The sequence below is a fragment of the Allocoprococcus similis genome (assembly GCF_054660775.1).
The window spans coordinates 35,975-52,703 of record NZ_BAAHSG010000038.1 but is presented as its reverse complement, the minus strand read 5'-3'; the positions used below and the strand labels follow the sequence as shown (position 1 = coordinate 52,703).

Below are 16,729 nucleotides of genomic sequence, written 5' to 3'. Positions count from 1 at the left end.
CGGATTATTTTTCTTCTCCCCAGACTTCCTCTGCAATTTCTTTTACAAGTGCAAGTTTCTTCCACTGTTCTTCTTCTGTCAGCTTATTTCCGATTTCACAGGAAGCAAATCCACACTGTGGGCTTAAATACAGTCTTTCAAGTGGGACATATTTTGCAGCCTCATGAATTCTTTTAATTACGTCTTCCTTATCTTCCAGCTTTGATGACTTGGTTGTAATCAGACCGAGAACCACTTTTTTATCGCCATTTACACTCTTCAGCGGCTCAAATCCACCAGAACGCGCATCATCAAATTCCAGATAATATGCACTTACATTTTCACGGGCAAATAAAGTTTCTGCCACACAGTCATACGCACCGCTGCTTGCATAAGTAGAATGGAAATTTCCACGGCATACATGCGTGTTGATCACCAGGTCCTCCGGCGCTCCCTCAATTGCACGGTTATTGATAGCAAGAAGCTGTTCCATGATTTTCTGAAGTCCGGCTTCATCGGTTCCGAAAATTGCTGTAGCATGTGGATCTACACACATTCCCCATGAACAGTCATCCAACTGAATGTTTCTACAGCCCGCATCATACAGGTCACGAATAACTTTCTTATATCCATTTGCGATATCTTCTGCCAGTTCTTCCACATCCGGATAATACTGATTGGTATTCGGAAGGGACATTGGCATAATAAACTGTTCCAGGAACTGTGCCGGTGCCGGGATCGTCTGCTTTGCTACTGTATTTTCATCTTCCAGTGCCTTTACAAATTTAAAATGTTCTACAAATGGATGCTGATCTACGGAAATTTTTCCAGTCAGATAAGTATCATCGATCATTGCAGCTTCACCGTGGAACGGAAGTCCGGTCTTAGTCGGCTCATGTCCTACCCCGTTAAATCCCCACATGAAATCAAGATGCCAGGTTGCTCTTCTGAACTCGCCGTCTGTGATCACACGATATCCGGCTTTTTTCTGCTTCTCTACCAGGTCTAAAATTGCAGCATCCTCTACTTTTGTCAGTTCTTCTTTTGAAATCTTTCCTTCTTCAAAATCTCTTCTTGCTCTTTTCAGTGTTTCCGGTCTTAAAAAACTTCCTACATAATCATAACGAAATGGTGTATTTTTACTCATAATATAGCTCTCCTTTTTTCTTTCGTACTGTCTGTCTTTTATGTTTGAAAGTATAGCAGAGTATTCTGCATCTGAAAAATACAAAAAAAATGCAGTTTGCCATAGTTTAAAACTATAGCAATATCAAAAAAATGTTTCACGCTCCCTTCTTCCATGCTACAATATTACCAGGATATCTGACCAGAAGTATTTTCCGCTAAGATACATTTTCCAGATACTTTTCTAATATCCCAAACCCAAAAACAATATTCTTTATAGAAAGTGAAAAATATGACTCTTCAACAATTAAAATACGTCGTAACTGTTGCTGAAACAGGAACAATTACCGAAGCCGCAAATCGTCTTTATATTTCCCAGCCAAGCCTGACAAACGCAATCCGTGAACTGGAAAAAGAAATGAAGATTACCATTTTTCTCCGGACTAATAAAGGGATCATCCTTTCAAAAGAAGGCGAGGATTTCTTAGGATACGCCAGACAGGTTCTGGAACAGGCCGCTATTCTCGAAGATAAATACAAAGGAACTTCCGGCGGGAAAAAGAAATTCTGTGTATCTACGCAGCACTATTCTTTCGCTGTCAATGCCTTTGTCGATCTGATCAAAGCCTACGGACAGGATGAATATGATTTCAGTCTCCGCGAAACCCAGACATACGAAATCATCGAAGATGTAGCAAAAATGCGCAGCGAGATTGGAATTCTTTTCTTAAATAATTTTAATGAAACGGTTCTGGAAAAAATTTTAAAATCCAACGGGCTTATTTTTCATCAGCTGTTTGTTGCAAAACCACATGTATTTATCAGCAGACGTCATCCTCTCGCCGATCACAAAATAATAGCCAATGAAGAACTGGACGATTATCCATATCTTTCCTTTGAACAGGGTGAACACAATTCCTTTTATTTTTCAGAAGAAATCTTTTCTGTATCTGAACGAAAAAAAAATATCCGTGTACGGGACCGTGCCACCTTATTTAATCTTCTGATCGGGCTAAATGGCTACACAGTATGCAGTGGTGTAATCGACAAAAAGTTGAATGGAAAAGATATCATTGCCGTTCCTCTTGCTGACGAAAGTGATATGCGGATTGGGTATATTACACATAAAAAAAGAATGTTAAGCAGATTAGGGACAACTTATCTGGATGCCTTGAAAAAATATCTGCAATAAAAAACTTCTGGAAGCAGTTTCCCTGTTCCCAGAAGTTTTTGTTTTAAAATAAACATACAATTCCATGCACAATAAATGCTGCAACCCATGCAATTACGCACTGAAAGATCACAACACCGATCGCCCATTTACCACCAAGTTCTCTTTTAATAGAAGCAATCGCTGCCACACACGGTGTATACAAAAGACAGAAAATCAAAAGAGCTGCTGCACCGGCTGTGTTGATCACCGCTGTCAGTGCTGCTGTTGACCCAAACAAAATTGAAAGAGTGGAGACAACACTCTCTTTTGCCATAAATCCGGAAATCAGTGCCGTTGATATTCTCCAATCACCAAATCCAAGTGGAATGAATACAGGTGCGATCATACCTGCTACCGTTGCAAGGATACTTGCCTGTGAATCTGTCACCATATTCAGATGCAGATCAAAGCTCTGCAGGAACCAGATCACGATCGTTGCACCAAAAATAACGGTAAATGCTCTCTGCAGGAAGTCTTTTGCTTTTTCCCAGAGAAGCTGACCAACATTTTTCGCTCCCGGCATACGATAATTCGGAAGCTCCATAACAAACGGAACAGGTTCTCCTTTGAACATCGTCCCTTTCATTGCAAGTGCAGTAAGGATTCCCATCAGGATTCCGAAGAAATAGAGACCGATCATTACAATTGCACCCTTCCCTGGGAAAAACGCCGCTGTAAAGAATGCATAGATCGGAAGTTTTGCTGAACAACTCATAAACGGAGTCAGCATAATCGTCATTTTACGATCACGCTCTGAAGAAAGTGTCCGGCTCGCCATAACTCCCGGTACTGTACATCCAAATCCGATCAGCATCGGTACAATACTTCTTCCGGAAAGACCAATCTTTCGCAAAAGTTTATCCATAATAAACGCAACCCTTGCCATATATCCACTGTCCTCCAGCATCGAAAGGAAAAAGAACAGTGTAACAATGATCGGCAGGAAACTCAGCACGCTTCCAACCCCCTGAAAGATTCCATCTACAACCAGTGACTTTAATACGCTGTTGACTCCTGCTGCATCCAGTGCCTGACTGCAGGCTATGATCACCTGGTCAATTCCCTGTTGCAGAAGATCCTGTAAAAATGCTCCGATCACATTAAATGTCAGCCAGAATACCAGTCCCATAATTGCGATAAATGCCGGAATTCCGGTATATTTTCCTGTCAGAACCTGATCGATCTTCCTGCTTCGCACCCGCTCCCTGCTCTCATGTGGCTTTAATACCGTATCTTCACAGGCACGCTGGATATAGTTAAAACGCATTCCCGCTACTGCCGATGAACGGTCTACCTTGCATTCTTCTTCCATCTGCAGATTGATATGTTCCAGAAGCTCCTTTTCATTCTGGCTCAGCTTTAATTTTTCCAGGACAAGTTCATCATTCTCTGCCAGCTTGCTTGCTGCAAATCTGACCGGAATCCCTGCTTCCTTCGCATGATCTTCAATCAGATGCATGATCGCATGAATGCATCTGTGAACCGCACTTTCCTGACCTTCAGCAGAACAGAAATCCACTTCTTCCGGTGCTTCCTGATATTTTGCGACATGCAGTGCATGTTCTACCAGTTCCGCAATTCCTTCTCCCTTTGCTGCCGAGATTGGTACAACCGGTACTCCGAGAAATGCTTCCAGCTCATTCACACGCACAGAGCCTCCGTTCACACGCATCTCATCCATCATATTCAGCGCAACAACCATCGGGATCTCAAGTTCCATAAGCTGCATCGTCAGATACATATTCCGTTCAATGTTGGTTGCATCTACGATATTGATGATTCCCTTCGGTTTATCCTGAAGTAGAAATTCTCTTGTAACGATTTCCTCACTGCTGTACGGAGACATAGAATAAATTCCCGGAAGATCGGTAATACGGGTGTTGGGATGTTCCTTGATCACACCGTCTTTTCTGTCAACCGTAACACCTGGAAAATTACCCACATGCTGATTCGATCCGGTCAGCTGGTTGAACAGCGTTGTTTTTCCACAATTCTGATTTCCAACCAATGCAAACGTAAGTGTCGTATCCTCCGGTAATGGATGCTCTGTTTTCTTCTCATGAAAAATGCCTGCTTCTCCATACCCCGGATGCTGTGCATCTCCTAACGATTGTCTGCCTTCCTTCTTCTTATAATGTGGCTCATGGGCCGGTGTAATTTCAATCTGTCCGGCATCCTCCAGACGGATCGTAAGTTCATAACCATGGATCCTGATCTCAACCGGATCCCCCATCGGCGCATACTTTACAATCGTTACTTCTGTTCCCTGGATCAGTCCCATATCCAGGAAATGCTGCCTGAGTGCACCACTTCCTCCTACGGAAAGAATCGTAGCTGTCTTTCCGACTTGTAATTCTTTTAGTGTCATTCCTCTATCTGTCTCCTTTGGTCAAAACCATTTATTGATAATTTATATCATTATCATATCAGTCCTGTAGGTAGTCATTCAAGAATAACATTCGTTTTTTCTAACTAATTTCCTCGCCTGCAAATTGTTTTATTCCGCAGTCTCTCTAAACCGGTACCCCACTCCGACTTCTGTCAGGATAAATCTGCAATTTCCCGGATCTTTTTCTATCTTCCTTCGCAGTGCTGCCATAAATACCCTCAGGTTGGCTGCTTCTACTCCCTGTGCACTGCCCCAGATCTGGCTGAGAATATAATTATGTGTCAGTACCTTTCCTCTGTTGTCGATCAATAGTTTCAAAATCTTATATTCCATCGGAGTCAGATGAACTTCTTTTTCATCAATCGATACCTGATGTTTTTCCCAGTCCACTTTCAGATAATCACACTGAAAGATTTTTTCTTTCTTTTCTTCCGGAATCTGGTTACTCTTTCTGAGCGCCACACGGATTCTGGCAAGCAGTTCGCCCATATAAAACGGTTTTGTCACATAATCATCTGCCCCCAGATCCAGTGCCTGTATTTTTTCTTCCTCTTCCTGTCTTGCACTGACCACAATGATCGGTATCTTCGAGATCTCTCTTACATTTTTTATAATCTCAATCCCGTCACCATCCGGAAGTCCAAGATCCAGAATGATCATATCCGGTCTGTTTGCATAGAACAGTGCATTTGCTTCTCCGCATGTCTTCGCAATCACAAAATCATAGTCTTCTTTCTTAAGACTCATCGAGATAAAGTTAATAATATATTTATCGTCTTCCACAATTAAAATTTTATGCTTATCTGCCATCTGTACTTACCTGCCTTGCCTCCAGCCAGAACATGAACCTTGCTCCGCCTTCTTTTCTGTTCTCTGCACAAATATTTCCACCATGTGCATTTACTACCGCTTTACATATAGCCAGTCCCAGACCGATTCCTCTTTGTCTGTCCCCTTTTTCATCTGATCTTGTAACAAATTCGTCAAAAATATTTTCTTTCAAATCTTCCGGAATCCCGTCTCCGTCATCCTCTACACTGATCCACACTTTTCCTGCATCATATCTGGCTTCTATACAGATCCATCCATTTTCCCCTGTATGCTTCATCGCATTATCCAGAAGATTGACCAGCACCTGGACCATCAGTTTTCCATCTACATTTACAACGATCAGCTCCGACGGAAGTTTAATTTCAAATCTCCTCTTTTCCCGGAGTCCTATGATATGTGATACGGCTTCATAGATCAGATCATCCACTACTTCCTGGTCTTTCCGGATCTCAAATTCTTCACTTTCCAGCTTTGTCATATTCAAAATATTTTCCATCAGGCGCATCAGCCATACAGACTGCTCCTGTATCTCTCCTGCCAGTTCCTTTCTGACTCCGGCATCCAGATCATCCGCCTCTTTTAAAAGTCCAGCATCTCCCATGATTCCAGTCAAAGGTGTCCTGAAATCATGGGAAATACTTCTCAGCATATTGCTTTTCAACTTTTCTCTTTCCATCTGTGCCCTTGTTTCCTCTGCAATACGCACCTGATTATGAAACCGTACCATAATACTTGCGGAAATAAATCCTGTGATAAGGAAAAACACCAGAAGTACCACATCATTCTGATCCGTCATCGCAAATGTATGCACCGGCACCGTAAAAAAATAATTAAACAGCAGCACACTGCATACAGAAGCCATCATTCCATACAGATAACCGGTAGTTGTAACTGTTATGACCAGTACACCTACAATATAGATCATCAGAATATTTTCTTTTCGAATTCCATAACTCTGGAGAAAAAAAGACAAAAATGTTGCAACCGCCATGATTGCAACCGAGTGCACCATATATTTTACTCTCTCTTTTATCATTTTCTTTCCCCCATCATTCATTATTTCATACTTGCAAGCAGACGGTCAATATCCTTTGTAAGACCTACTACAAGCAGATGATCCTTCTCATGCATCACATAATCCGCTCTCGGAAGGACCACCAGCTCTGCATTTTTCTTTATTCCAAATACATTTATATGATAGTTTGCCCTTATATCCGCTTCTTCTATCGTCCGCCCGATCCATGCATCCTTCGGCTGGATTTCAAAAATCGAATAATCCTTACTGAGTTCAAAATAGTCAAAAACATGATTTGCACTGTATTTTACAGCCAGTCGTTCTGCAATATCCCGATCCGGATAAAAGACTTCATCCGCTCCGTTTCTCAATAAAAATTTTGCATGGATATCCCTGTTCGCCTTACTGACAACATGTTTGGCTCCAAGCTCTTTTACCAGGCTTGTTATCTCCAGACTACTCTGGAAATTTGATCCGATGCACACAAAGCAAAGATCGAAATTTCCTACTCCAAGACTTCTTAATACTTCTTCATTTGTACAGTCCCCTACCCGTACTGCCGTTGCGTATTCCAGTAAATCCGTTGTCTTTTTCTCATCTTTATCGATGACCATTACCTCATTTCCCCGATTGGCCATATCAATACACAGATGATGGCCAAATCTTCCAAGTCCTATAATCAATACTGATTTCATTTTTCTACTCCTCGTTCTATCCTATCGTAATTTCTTCTACCGGTTTCCGGATCGGTGCTTCATGTCTGTGTCCTTTCAGTGAAAGTGCAAATGTCAGACTTCCTATTCTTCCGCAAAACATCAGAAATACCAGCATCATCCTTGATGCCATGCATACATCTCTTGTGATTCCCGCAGACATTCCCACTGTTCCCATTGCAGAAAAGACTTCAAACATCACATCCGACAAAGAAAACGGCTGCATAATTTCCATGAAGATCGTTCCTGTTAGTATAAGGAACAGATTCGTACACATTACAACACTGGCCTTTCTGATCGCAGTTTCATCCAGTCTTCTGTTAAATACATTACAACCGGCTGCTTCCATCAGATTTGCACGCACAAATACAATGAGAACCACTACGGTTGTCGTCTTAATTCCACCTGCTGTAGATCCCGGGCTTCCTCCTATGAACATCAGAATCATAGTAACAAGTTTACTGCCTTCCGTCAACGCTCCTGTATCGGTTGTATTAAACCCTGCTGTTCTGGCTGTCACCGAGTGAAATAAAGAACAGAGTATCTGTTCTTTCACAGGCATCCCTGCCAGTACATTATTTCTTTCCAGTATCAGGAATAAAACTGCTCCTGCTATAATCAAAAAACCTGTTGTCGATAAAACAATCTTTGTATGCAGATGATATTTTTTCCAGTGGAGTTTTTTCACAGACAGATCATCCCACACAAAAAAACCGATTCCACCGATTATGATCAGCAGCATGATCACTGTATTTACCAGCCAGTCATCCGAATATCTGACCAGTGACTGATAGGCACCATTCTCTCCCATAAGGTCAAATCCGGCATTGCAAAAAGCTGATATAGAATGAAAGATCCCATACCAGATCCCCCTTCCTATTCCAAATTCCGGAATAAACCGGATCATCAGCAATACGGCTCCAATGCTTTCAAAAAAAAGTGTTCCCTTAATAATCTTCTTTGTAAGCTTTACAATTCCACCAATTTGAATACTATTGATACTCTCCTGCAAAATTCCGCGGACTTTAAGCCCTATCTTTCTTCTTAGCAGAATTGCCACACAGACACCAAGTGTCATAAATCCCATACCGCCGATCTGGATCAGAATCAAAATGATAAGCTGTCCAAAAAAAGACCAGTGCTGATACGTATCCTGTACAACCAGCCCCGTCACACAGGATGCAGATGTCGAGGTGAATAATGCATCTGCAAAAGATGTCATATTTCCATCCCTTGATGAAACCGGAAGCATTAAGAGAATACTTCCCAAAAGAATCAGCAGCAAATACCCGACAACAATCATCTGCGTCTGTGTCATCTTTTTATATAATACTGTCATTTGTTTCTTTTCCTTTCTCCTCTGTATCTTTCTTCCTCTCTCTCTTCTTTATCCTTCTTCAGGAAAATATCGAGTTCACGCATCAGATGCAAGCCGGCGATCAGTAGAAAGCTCAGGATCCCTGTAAATAAAATAATACTCTCAATCTCGAACATAACCTTTCCTTCCTCTTACTGTTTTTACTCCTGTTTTTTCAAATCAATGATAGTATTTTTAGTATAAAGATTGTATAAAGATTCCTGATTTTATGTAAATATTCCGTTATAATTTCATGCTAAAAAATGGGATTAGAAATTTTCAGTTATATAAAAAGAATGCGCATCTCCGGCACGTAGTCCTTTTGTTTCATAGGAAGTTCCTTCGGAACTTCCTATGAAACAAAAAAAACGGGCACTTCGCAGTTCAAATTTCTGCAAAGCGTCCGCCTTTTTTACAAAATCTTTTTATTCAGCTGCTGCTTCTTCTTCATCTGTTTCCGGAACATCATTATGAACGGCAGCCACACCTGCTACATCTGCTTCCGGATCTGTGATCAGCTTGACATCTTTATCTTTTGCGATGTCAAGGTCTTTGACTTTAATGGTTTCTCCGACCTTCAAATCCCCAACATCAACAATTACTTTTTCAACAAGTGCAGATGGAAGTGCTTTGTATTCAATTTCACTAAGCAGTTCCTCAACAACACCTGTGACAACCTTTGACTGATTGTGGATCACAACTTCTGCTACGGAATGTACCATTTCTCCACTTACCAGTGCCTGAAAATCTATTTCAAGTACTTTTGAACCCATAGAATCATAATCGACTTCTTTTACCAGCACATCAATCTGCTCTCCGTCCAGATCCAGCATGATCTGGCTTCCTTTGCCATTGGCTTTCAGGAACTTTTCCGCTTCTTTCTGTGTCATCTGTACCGGAATGGAGCCTTCAATCTCACGTCCGAATACATTGCCGGTTACATAACCTTCTCTTCTGAGTTTTTTGGCTTTTGTCTGCATGTTTCTTTTTTCAGCTTTTAAAGTATTCATTTATCTTTTCCTCCAATCACTGACTTCTGGTAAAGTACCTATTTCCTTGTTACAGCTGTATTATAACACTCATGGATTATCAAGATTAACCAAAATCACATCTTTTTTGGCCCATATTTTTGCTGTTTTTCAAACTTTTTTATTTGTTTTGTGCAATTTTTTTATTTTTCAACCCTTATAGATTTCCATAATTTTTCATATTTTCAGCTTTTTACTGTTCCAGATATTCTTTGATCCTGTCGATATTATACAAAGGAATATTTGTCATCCATTCCTGTTTCCGGTAATCTGACATAGACATTCTTACCGCATATTTAGGCTTATATTTTTCACAGAAAGCTTTCAGGCTTTTTGCCCGCAAATTTTCCTCCGCTTTCACTTCCAACGGAATAATCGAAGTTCTTCCCTGTAATAGGAAATCAATTTCACCACTGGAATTTGCAGTCGAATAGTAATACGGTTCTATATGATCCAGTGCGATCAGCTGCTGTAAAACATACTGCTCCGTTAACGCACCTTTAAACTCTGTAAATATACGGTTTCCATCGATAATTACCTGCGCATCCATATCCGTCATCGCCATCAAAAGCCCCACATCCAGAAGATATATTTTGAACACATCCAAATCCAGATATGCCTTCAGTGGCAGCGCAGCTTTCCCTGCTCTTTGTACCTTATGAATCAATCCACAATCTAAAAGCCATTGTATTGCCAGCTCAAAATCTTTTGCCCTTGATCCTTTTCTCACCTGTCCATAGATATATTTTTTATTTTCCTTCGCCAGCTGCATCGGAATCGAATTCCATACAAGATTCAGTCTTGGAACCAATGAAGTCTCGGCGTGTTTTGAAAAATCCTGTTGATAATAATTCAACAGATTCTTCTGTATCTCTCTGACCTGATTAAAATCCTTCGTTTCTACATACGTCTGTACTACTTCCGGCATGCCACCTACATAATAATATTCGCGTAACCGGTCTATATATTTAGATTTGAATGTTGTCACCATATCGGTATCCGTTCCCTGAAGAATATTTACGAAGCGTTCCTCTCCTAATGCGCACAAAAATTCCTGAAATGTCAATGGATAAAGATCCATAAAATCTACCTTTCCAACCGGAAAAGAAGTTCCTTTATGCAATGCCACACCCAAAAGAGAACCTGCTGCCACAATTGCATATTCAGGAGCATTTTCGCAAAAATATTTCAGAGAAGACAATGCTTTCGGGACTTCCTGTACTTCATCAAATATCAGCAATGTGTCTTTCACATCAATAGAAATTCCTGTTTCTGCACTGATTGCCAGTATGATTCTTTCTATATTAATTTCACCATCAAATACCTGCTGCATTCTTGTGTTACTGTCGAAGTTTACATAAGCAACTTTTTCAAAACATGTCCTTCCAAATTCTTTCATTAGCCATGTTTTTCCTACCTGTCTGGCTCCACGGATGATCAAAGGTTTCCTGTTTGCTTTTTTCTTCCACTCTTTTAATTTTTCTAATGCAAAGCGCTTCATCTGGCATCCTCCTTGCTTTATGATCTATGATTCTATAAACATTATATCCTGTTTATTTTTATTTTATCACTAAAAAATGTGTGGTTCAATATTTTTAAGGACGTATTTTTGTATAGATAAAACATTTTTAAGGACGTATTTTTGTATTTTACATACATTTTCAAGGATGTAACAGGTTGAATAATCTATTTTTAAAATTGCATATTCACCTGCAAAATGTTATACTCGGATAAGAAATGTTAATGAAAAGAGGTTTGATTATGAGAGCATATGAACGACTTTTAAATTATGTAGTAGTCCGTACCCCAAGTGATGAACACAGTACGACTTCTCCTTCTTCCCAGTGTCAGTTCGACCTGGCACGTATTCTGGCAGATGAGATGACTGCCCTCGGGATTTCTGACGTAAGTCTGGACGAATTCTGCTATGTATATGGAAAGCTTCCTGCCACACCGGGATATGAGAATAAGCCATCTATCGGATTTATCGCACACATGGATACCGTTTCCGATTACTGTGACCATGACATCATCCCGGTCGTACACAAGAATTACGATGGCGGTGATCTGCCACTTGGCACAAGTGGACGTACCCTTACCGTAAAAGATTTCCCGCATCTTCCATCTCTTGCCGGACGCACCCTGATCACAACAGACGGTACAACCGTTCTTGGTGCCGATGATAAAGCCGGAGTTGCCGAGATCATGACCATGGCTGAAGCACTGATCAAAGAAAATATTCCGCACGGACCGATCTCAATCGCTTTTACACCAGATGAAGAAGTCGGTGGTGGAACTGATCATTTTAATGTAGAAAAATTTGGTGCACATTTTGCCTACACTCTGGATGGCGATACCGAAGGCGAAATTCAGTATGAAAACTTCAATGCATGCAAGGCAGATTTTGAAATAACAGGATTTGCTGTGCATCCGGGTTCCAGCAAGGATACGATGATCAATGCGTGCCTGGTTGCTGCTGAAATTAATAATATGCTTCCAGGACTTGAAATTCCTCGTGAAACGGAGGATTATGAAGGATTCTACCATCTGACCGGTATGAGTGGAGATGTGGCAAAAGCAGAGCTTCATTATATTGTAAGAGATCATGACAAGAATCTGTTTGAAGCCAGAAAGGAAACTCTTCGCCATATTGAGAAGAACCTCAATGAAAAATGGGGAGAAGGCACTGTAAAGCTTACGATTACTGACCAGTACCAGAATATGGCTGAGATTATTGCCGGATGCATGCATCTGATTGAGAATGCAAAGAAAGCCTGTGAAAATGCGGGTGTTGCACCGCTTGTGCTTCCGATCCGTGGCGGAACAGACGGATGCCAGCTCAGCTTTATGGGACTTCCTTGCCCGAACCTGGGAACAGGGGGACATGCATTCCATGGACCATATGAACACATCACGGCGGAGGGAATGGACAAGGCTGTGGATATTGTGGTTGAGCTTGTGAAATTATACGCGGAGATGTAAAAGGTTGTCTGACGGACAGATTGGACAGTTTGTGACTCTTTACAAGTAAACAAATATTTTAAGCAAAACCGGAGTTGCCACATATCACTAAAATCCATGCGACAACTCCGGTTTCTTAAATTTGAAAATATTCTTTTACCTGTCCAAGTATAATCCCCATCAGCTTTGTCCTTGCTTCTACGCTCGCCCATGCTACATGTGGTGTAATCAGCAGTTTTTTGCTGTCTTTTATTTTTCGCAGCGGATTCGTCTCACTCATCGGCTCCTGGCAAAGTACGTCAAGTCCGGCTGCAGCTATTTCGTCATTTTCCAATGCCTCATACAGATCCTGCTCGACTACGATCGGACCACGTCCGAGATTCAGGAAAATACAGGTTTTTTTCATTTTTGAAAAAGCTGCTTTATCCATTAAGCCCTCTGTATGCTCATTTAACGGTGCATGAACGGATATGATGTCAGATTTCGCAAGCAACGTATCCAGATCTACCTGTTCGTAACCTCCCTGCGCCGGACGCCCTGATGCAGAGTAATAAATAATCTGTGCTCCGAATGCTTTTGCGATATCCGCAACTCTCCGGCCAATTGTTCCCAGACCTATGATTCCCCACGTTTTGCCACTGATCTCCGTGAAATGCTCTGCAAAATGCGTAAATATTGTATCATTAATGTACCGCTCTTCTTTCACATAATCATCGTAATAACGCATCTTTTCCAGCAGATAGAGAAGCATTGCAAAAGTGTGCTGTGCCACCGTTTCTGTCGAATAGCCGGCTACATTTCTCCATGCAACTCCTCTTTTTTCCAGATATTCTTTATCCAGATTGTTGGTCCCCGTTGCCGTCACACATACCAGCTTTAACTTCTCTGCTTTTCCAATCGTCTGCTCATTGACCTGTACTTTATTCAAAATGATCACATCTGCATCCTGAACTCTTTCCGGTACTTCTTCTGATGTAGAAAAATCGTATTTTACGACTTCACCAAGCCTGTCAAATCCAGAAAGATCAATATCTTCTCCAATTGTTTTTACATCCAAAAAAACTATTTTCATAATCTGTCCCTCACTTTATCACTGTAATTTGCAACTTTTCCTGTTCATTATCATAACAAATTTATTTTACGGATACAACCCAAACAACCGTTGACATCCTTATCCTATGGCGCGTATACTAAAGAAATGAAGAGCATTTGCGATTATATCCAGATATAATTAGCAGATGTTTTTTTTGGTCTTTCTGGCAAGCCTTTGCTTTTTATAAATCACATTTCATCAACATCAAGGAGGATACTATCATGAATCAGAACAAAGTTTTGGAACTTACAAAAGATATCGCAACTGATATTATCGGAGGAATCCTGATCGCTGTCGGTGTCTATAATTTTGCTGCCGCCGCAAAGTTTCCGATGGCAGGGGTAAACGGAATCGCCCTGATCTTTTACCAGTTGTTCGGACTGCCAATCGGTACTGTTGCCCTGATCCTTAACATCCCGATCGCCATCTGTTGTTTCCGGCTTCTTGGCCGCAGATTTTTCCTGAATTCAGTCCGGACAATCATCATTACTTCCATAATCATAGACGTGATCGCACCGCTATTCCCGGTTTATCAGGGTGACAGACTTCTTTCTGCCATCTGCTGCGGTGTCCTTTCCGGACTTGGTTATGCAATGATCTATATGCGGGATTCTTCAACCGGAGGCTCTGACTTTATCATGATGTCGATCAAAGCACTGAACCCACACCTTTCCCTTGGAAATATTGCATTTGCACTGGATGCAGTAATTGTGATCCTTGGAACCGTAATTGTATCCCATGACGTGGACAGCCTGATCTACGGTCTGATCGTCAGCTATCTGCTCTCTCTTGTTATGGATAAAGTTATGTACGGAATTGATGAAGGAAAGCTTGCCCTAATCGTAACCGATCCTGAGCACAGCACTGAAATCTGCTTCAAGATCGATGAGGTTCTCGGACGCGGCTCTACAATTTTAAATGGTATGGGAAGCTATTCCAAAGATGATAAGCACATCGTAATGTGCGCCTGCAACAATAAGCAGATGTACGGAATACGCAAACTGATCAAAACGATTGATCCAAAATCCTTCCTTGTAATCATGGAATCGAATGATGTAGTGGGTGAAGGATTTAAAGATGAGTAAATAGCAGTCAGCATTTCCAGACAGCTAAGCAACTCACCAGTATCACTTGTTGGACACTTTGCTTCAAAAAATAGAATTCCTGATAATAAAAACCGGTGGCTCATGTCTTTTTACACAAGCCACCGGTTTTTCTATAATCTGCCAGGCCAATACTTCGCTTTTATACACACTCTGATTCTCTGCCCTTTTTCTAAGTCCGGCTCTTCCTATGAATTCAGATCTTCTGTGATTGATTTAAGGTTCATGAAGTTTGTCAGATAATCTGCTGTACCAGTCTTCGCATCTGTTCCGGACATATTAAATCCACCAAATGGATGCTGAAGTACAACTGCTGCTGTAGATTTTCTGTTAAAGTATAAGTTACCTACCTGGAATTCTACTTTTGCTCTCTGGATATTTTCACGTGTCTCACTGTATACAGATCCTGTAAGACCATATTCTGTCTGGTTTGCTACATCAAGTGCTTCATCAAAAGAATCTACTTTGATAACAGCAAGGACTGGTCCAAAGATTTCTTCATTGGCGATTCTTGCATCTCTCTTGATATCGCGGATTACAGTAGGATCGATATAATATCCTTCTGCGTCACTGTATGTACCACCGAATACAACATTTCCTTCTTTACGTCCGATCTCGATATAATTTGTAATACTGTTATAAGCGCCCTGGTTGATAACCGGTCCCATCGCTGCATTGCTTTCGCCTGATCCCTGGTTTGCCTTCAGTTCTGCTGCGCATTTTACAACTTCATCTACAAACTCATCATATACATCTGCCAGAACAATTGCTCTTGAGCATGCAGAGCATTTCTGTCCCTGGAATGTAAATGCAGAGCTTGCAACTCCGTTTGCTGCTTTCTTGATGTCTGCTGTTGAATCTACGATAATTGCATTCTTTCCACCCATCTCAGCTACAACACGTTTGATCCATCTCTGTCCGTCAGCGATCTTGGCTGCATGTTCATTGATTCTGCATCCAACTGCTTTTGATCCTGTGAAGTTTACAAATCTTGTAAGCGGATGTTCTACGATGAAGTCACCAATCTCTGATCCTGATCCAGGAATGTAACTTACTACGTCAGCCGGAATACCAGCTTTCTGGCAGAGTTCTACGAATTTGTATGCAACGATCGGAGCGTCTGAAGATGGTTTACAGCAGATCGTGTTACCTGTAACAACTGCAGATACGATCATTCCACCAAACAGTGAGAGTGGGAAGTTCCATGGAGAAACAGCCACACCTACACCGATCGGGATGTAAACGCATTTTGTAAGTTCATCTGTCGGAACCAGTTCTTTTCCTTTTCCCAGATCCTGGATATGCATTACATAAGAATTGATAAAGTCAAGCTGTTCGCAAAGTTCTCCGTCAGCTTCTCCCCAGTTCTTTCCACTTTCAAGGACGTTCCATGCATCCATGATAAAACGGTTCTCGATCAGAAGTGCTGCAAGTCTTCTTAATACACGTACTCTTTCTTCTACAGATGTAAGGCTCCATTTTTTGAATGCTTCGTAAGATGCCTTGATTGCCTCGTCAGCCTGTTCTTTGCTGCATGAGCATGCATATCCGAGTACTTCCTTTGTAGCCGGTGATACAGAAGCGATCTTCTTTTCTGTCTCAACTTTCTTTCCACCGATGATCAGCGGGTAAACAGCACCTGCTTCTGCATGAGCCTGTTTGAATGCTTCTTCTATTTTCTTTTTATTTTCTTCCAATGTGAAATCAACTTCTACTGCGTTTTTAAATCCTGTAAGCATGTACTTATGTCCTCCTTGAACTATGGTCTATAAATTGTTTATTATTGTAACAGCAAATTTTCCTCACGTCAATATGTTAAAGTAAAAAAATGTATTTTCGTATACAATTATACCGTTTATATTTTAACAAACAATTTTCATGTTTTCGTTCTATTGACATTTTATCTCAATGGATATAAGATA

14 protein-coding genes are annotated in these 16,729 nt (G+C 41.1%); 3 read left to right on the top strand and 11 right to left on the bottom strand.

Annotated elements, in window-relative coordinates:
* Positions 1-4: 4 nt before the first annotated feature.
* A complete protein-coding gene (locus ACYQ5K_RS13845; RefSeq protein ID WP_173688049.1) occupies positions 5-1,126 on the bottom strand; it encodes a 5-methyltetrahydropteroyltriglutamate--homocysteine S-methyltransferase in 1,122 nt (373 codons plus the stop codon).
* Between the two features lie 270 nt (positions 1,127-1,396).
* On the opposite strand from ACYQ5K_RS13845, the gene ACYQ5K_RS13840 reads away from it, so the two are divergent.
* A complete protein-coding gene (locus ACYQ5K_RS13840; RefSeq protein WP_459777796.1) occupies positions 1,397-2,296 on the top strand; it encodes a LysR family transcriptional regulator in 900 nt (299 codons plus the stop codon).
* Positions 2,297-2,339: 43 nt separating this feature from the next.
* Here the strand turns inward: ACYQ5K_RS13840 and feoB are convergent, their stop codons facing one another.
* The 8 genes from feoB to ACYQ5K_RS13800 form a co-directional block, all read right to left on the bottom strand.
* Positions 2,340-4,685, bottom strand: coding sequence for a ferrous iron transport protein B (gene feoB / locus ACYQ5K_RS13835; protein ID WP_173688047.1), 2,346 nt, complete (start codon positions 4,683-4,685; stop codon positions 2,340-2,342).
* A 129-nt stretch (positions 4,686-4,814) separates the two neighbouring features.
* Complete coding sequence (locus ACYQ5K_RS13830; RefSeq protein WP_178024647.1) at positions 4,815-5,516, bottom strand: response regulator; 702 nt, start codon at positions 5,514-5,516, stop codon at positions 4,815-4,817.
* Positions 5,506-6,573 (bottom strand): sensor histidine kinase, encoded by a 1,068-nt coding sequence (locus ACYQ5K_RS13825; RefSeq protein WP_459777795.1) that lies wholly within the window; start codon positions 6,571-6,573, stop codon positions 5,506-5,508. The genes ACYQ5K_RS13830 and ACYQ5K_RS13825 overlap by 11 nt, the downstream gene beginning before the upstream one ends.
* A gap of 20 nt (positions 6,574-6,593) precedes the next feature.
* Positions 6,594-7,247 (bottom strand): potassium channel family protein, encoded by a 654-nt coding sequence (locus ACYQ5K_RS13820; protein ID WP_178024643.1) that lies wholly within the window; start codon positions 7,245-7,247, stop codon positions 6,594-6,596.
* Between the two features lie 16 nt (positions 7,248-7,263).
* A complete protein-coding gene (locus ACYQ5K_RS13815) occupies positions 7,264-8,604 on the bottom strand; it encodes a TrkH family potassium uptake protein (protein ID WP_178024641.1) in 1,341 nt (446 codons plus the stop codon).
* Positions 8,601-8,759 (bottom strand): hypothetical protein, encoded by a 159-nt coding sequence (locus ACYQ5K_RS13810; protein WP_178024639.1) that lies wholly within the window; start codon positions 8,757-8,759, stop codon positions 8,601-8,603. The genes ACYQ5K_RS13815 and ACYQ5K_RS13810 overlap by 4 nt, the downstream gene beginning before the upstream one ends.
* Positions 8,760-9,047: 288 nt before the next feature.
* Positions 9,048-9,632, bottom strand: a complete 585-nt coding sequence (locus ACYQ5K_RS13805; RefSeq protein ID WP_173688042.1) for a 50S ribosomal protein L25 — start codon at positions 9,630-9,632, stop codon at positions 9,048-9,050.
* A gap of 211 nt (positions 9,633-9,843) precedes the next feature.
* Positions 9,844-11,151 (bottom strand): ATP-binding protein, encoded by a 1,308-nt coding sequence (locus ACYQ5K_RS13800; protein WP_178024637.1) that lies wholly within the window; start codon positions 11,149-11,151, stop codon positions 9,844-9,846.
* A 260-nt stretch (positions 11,152-11,411) separates the two neighbouring features.
* On the opposite strand from ACYQ5K_RS13800, the gene pepT reads away from it, so the two are divergent.
* Positions 11,412-12,632: a peptidase T gene (gene pepT, locus ACYQ5K_RS13795; RefSeq protein WP_178024635.1), complete on the top strand. Its 1,221-nt coding sequence runs from the start codon at positions 11,412-11,414 to the stop codon at positions 12,630-12,632.
* Positions 12,633-12,747: 115 nt separating this feature from the next.
* On the opposite strand, the gene ACYQ5K_RS13790 is transcribed toward pepT, so the two are convergent.
* Positions 12,748-13,683, bottom strand: a complete 936-nt coding sequence (locus ACYQ5K_RS13790) for a D-2-hydroxyacid dehydrogenase (protein ID WP_178024633.1) — start codon at positions 13,681-13,683, stop codon at positions 12,748-12,750.
* Between the two features lie 242 nt (positions 13,684-13,925).
* On the opposite strand from ACYQ5K_RS13790, the gene ACYQ5K_RS13785 reads away from it, so the two are divergent.
* Positions 13,926-14,789, top strand: a complete 864-nt coding sequence (locus ACYQ5K_RS13785; RefSeq protein ID WP_173688038.1) for a YitT family protein — start codon at positions 13,926-13,928, stop codon at positions 14,787-14,789.
* Between the two features lie 206 nt (positions 14,790-14,995).
* Here ACYQ5K_RS13785 and ACYQ5K_RS13780 read toward each other — a convergent pair whose 3' ends face one another.
* Positions 14,996-16,546, bottom strand: coding sequence for an L-glutamate gamma-semialdehyde dehydrogenase (locus ACYQ5K_RS13780; protein ID WP_195231196.1), 1,551 nt, complete (start codon positions 16,544-16,546; stop codon positions 14,996-14,998).
* Positions 16,547-16,729 lie beyond the last annotated feature (183 nt).

What these genes read in the sequence shown, in the direction of transcription:
- ACYQ5K_RS13845 (WP_173688049.1), bottom strand. Translation starts at nt 1,126, where the DNA reads ATGAGTAAAAATACACCATTTCGTTATGATTATGTAGGAAGTTTTTTA.
- ACYQ5K_RS13840 (WP_459777796.1), top strand. Translation starts at nt 1,397, where the DNA reads ATGACTCTTCAACAATTAAAATACGTCGTAACTGTTGCTGAAACAGGA.
- feoB (WP_173688047.1), bottom strand. Translation starts at nt 4,685, where the DNA reads ATGACACTAAAAGAATTACAAGTCGGAAAGACAGCTACGATTCTTTCC.
- ACYQ5K_RS13830 (WP_178024647.1), bottom strand. Translation starts at nt 5,516, where the DNA reads ATGGCAGATAAGCATAAAATTTTAATTGTGGAAGACGATAAATATATT.
- ACYQ5K_RS13825 (WP_459777795.1), bottom strand. Translation starts at nt 6,573, where the DNA reads ATGATAAAAGAGAGAGTAAAATATATGGTGCACTCGGTTGCAATCATG.
- ACYQ5K_RS13820 (WP_178024643.1), bottom strand. Translation starts at nt 7,247, where the DNA reads ATGAAATCAGTATTGATTATAGGACTTGGAAGATTTGGCCATCATCTG.
- ACYQ5K_RS13815 (WP_178024641.1), bottom strand. Translation starts at nt 8,604, where the DNA reads ATGACAGTATTATATAAAAAGATGACACAGACGCAGATGATTGTTGTC.
- ACYQ5K_RS13810 (WP_178024639.1), bottom strand. Translation starts at nt 8,759, where the DNA reads ATGTTCGAGATTGAGAGTATTATTTTATTTACAGGGATCCTGAGCTTT.
- ACYQ5K_RS13805 (WP_173688042.1), bottom strand. Translation starts at nt 9,632, where the DNA reads ATGAATACTTTAAAAGCTGAAAAAAGAAACATGCAGACAAAAGCCAAA.
- ACYQ5K_RS13800 (WP_178024637.1), bottom strand. Translation starts at nt 11,151, where the DNA reads ATGAAGCGCTTTGCATTAGAAAAATTAAAAGAGTGGAAGAAAAAAGCA.
- pepT (WP_178024635.1), top strand. Translation starts at nt 11,412, where the DNA reads ATGAGAGCATATGAACGACTTTTAAATTATGTAGTAGTCCGTACCCCA.
- ACYQ5K_RS13790 (WP_178024633.1), bottom strand. Translation starts at nt 13,683, where the DNA reads ATGAAAATAGTTTTTTTGGATGTAAAAACAATTGGAGAAGATATTGAT.
- ACYQ5K_RS13785 (WP_173688038.1), top strand. Translation starts at nt 13,926, where the DNA reads ATGAATCAGAACAAAGTTTTGGAACTTACAAAAGATATCGCAACTGAT.
- ACYQ5K_RS13780 (WP_195231196.1), bottom strand. Translation starts at nt 16,546, where the DNA reads ATGCTTACAGGATTTAAAAACGCAGTAGAAGTTGATTTCACATTGGAA.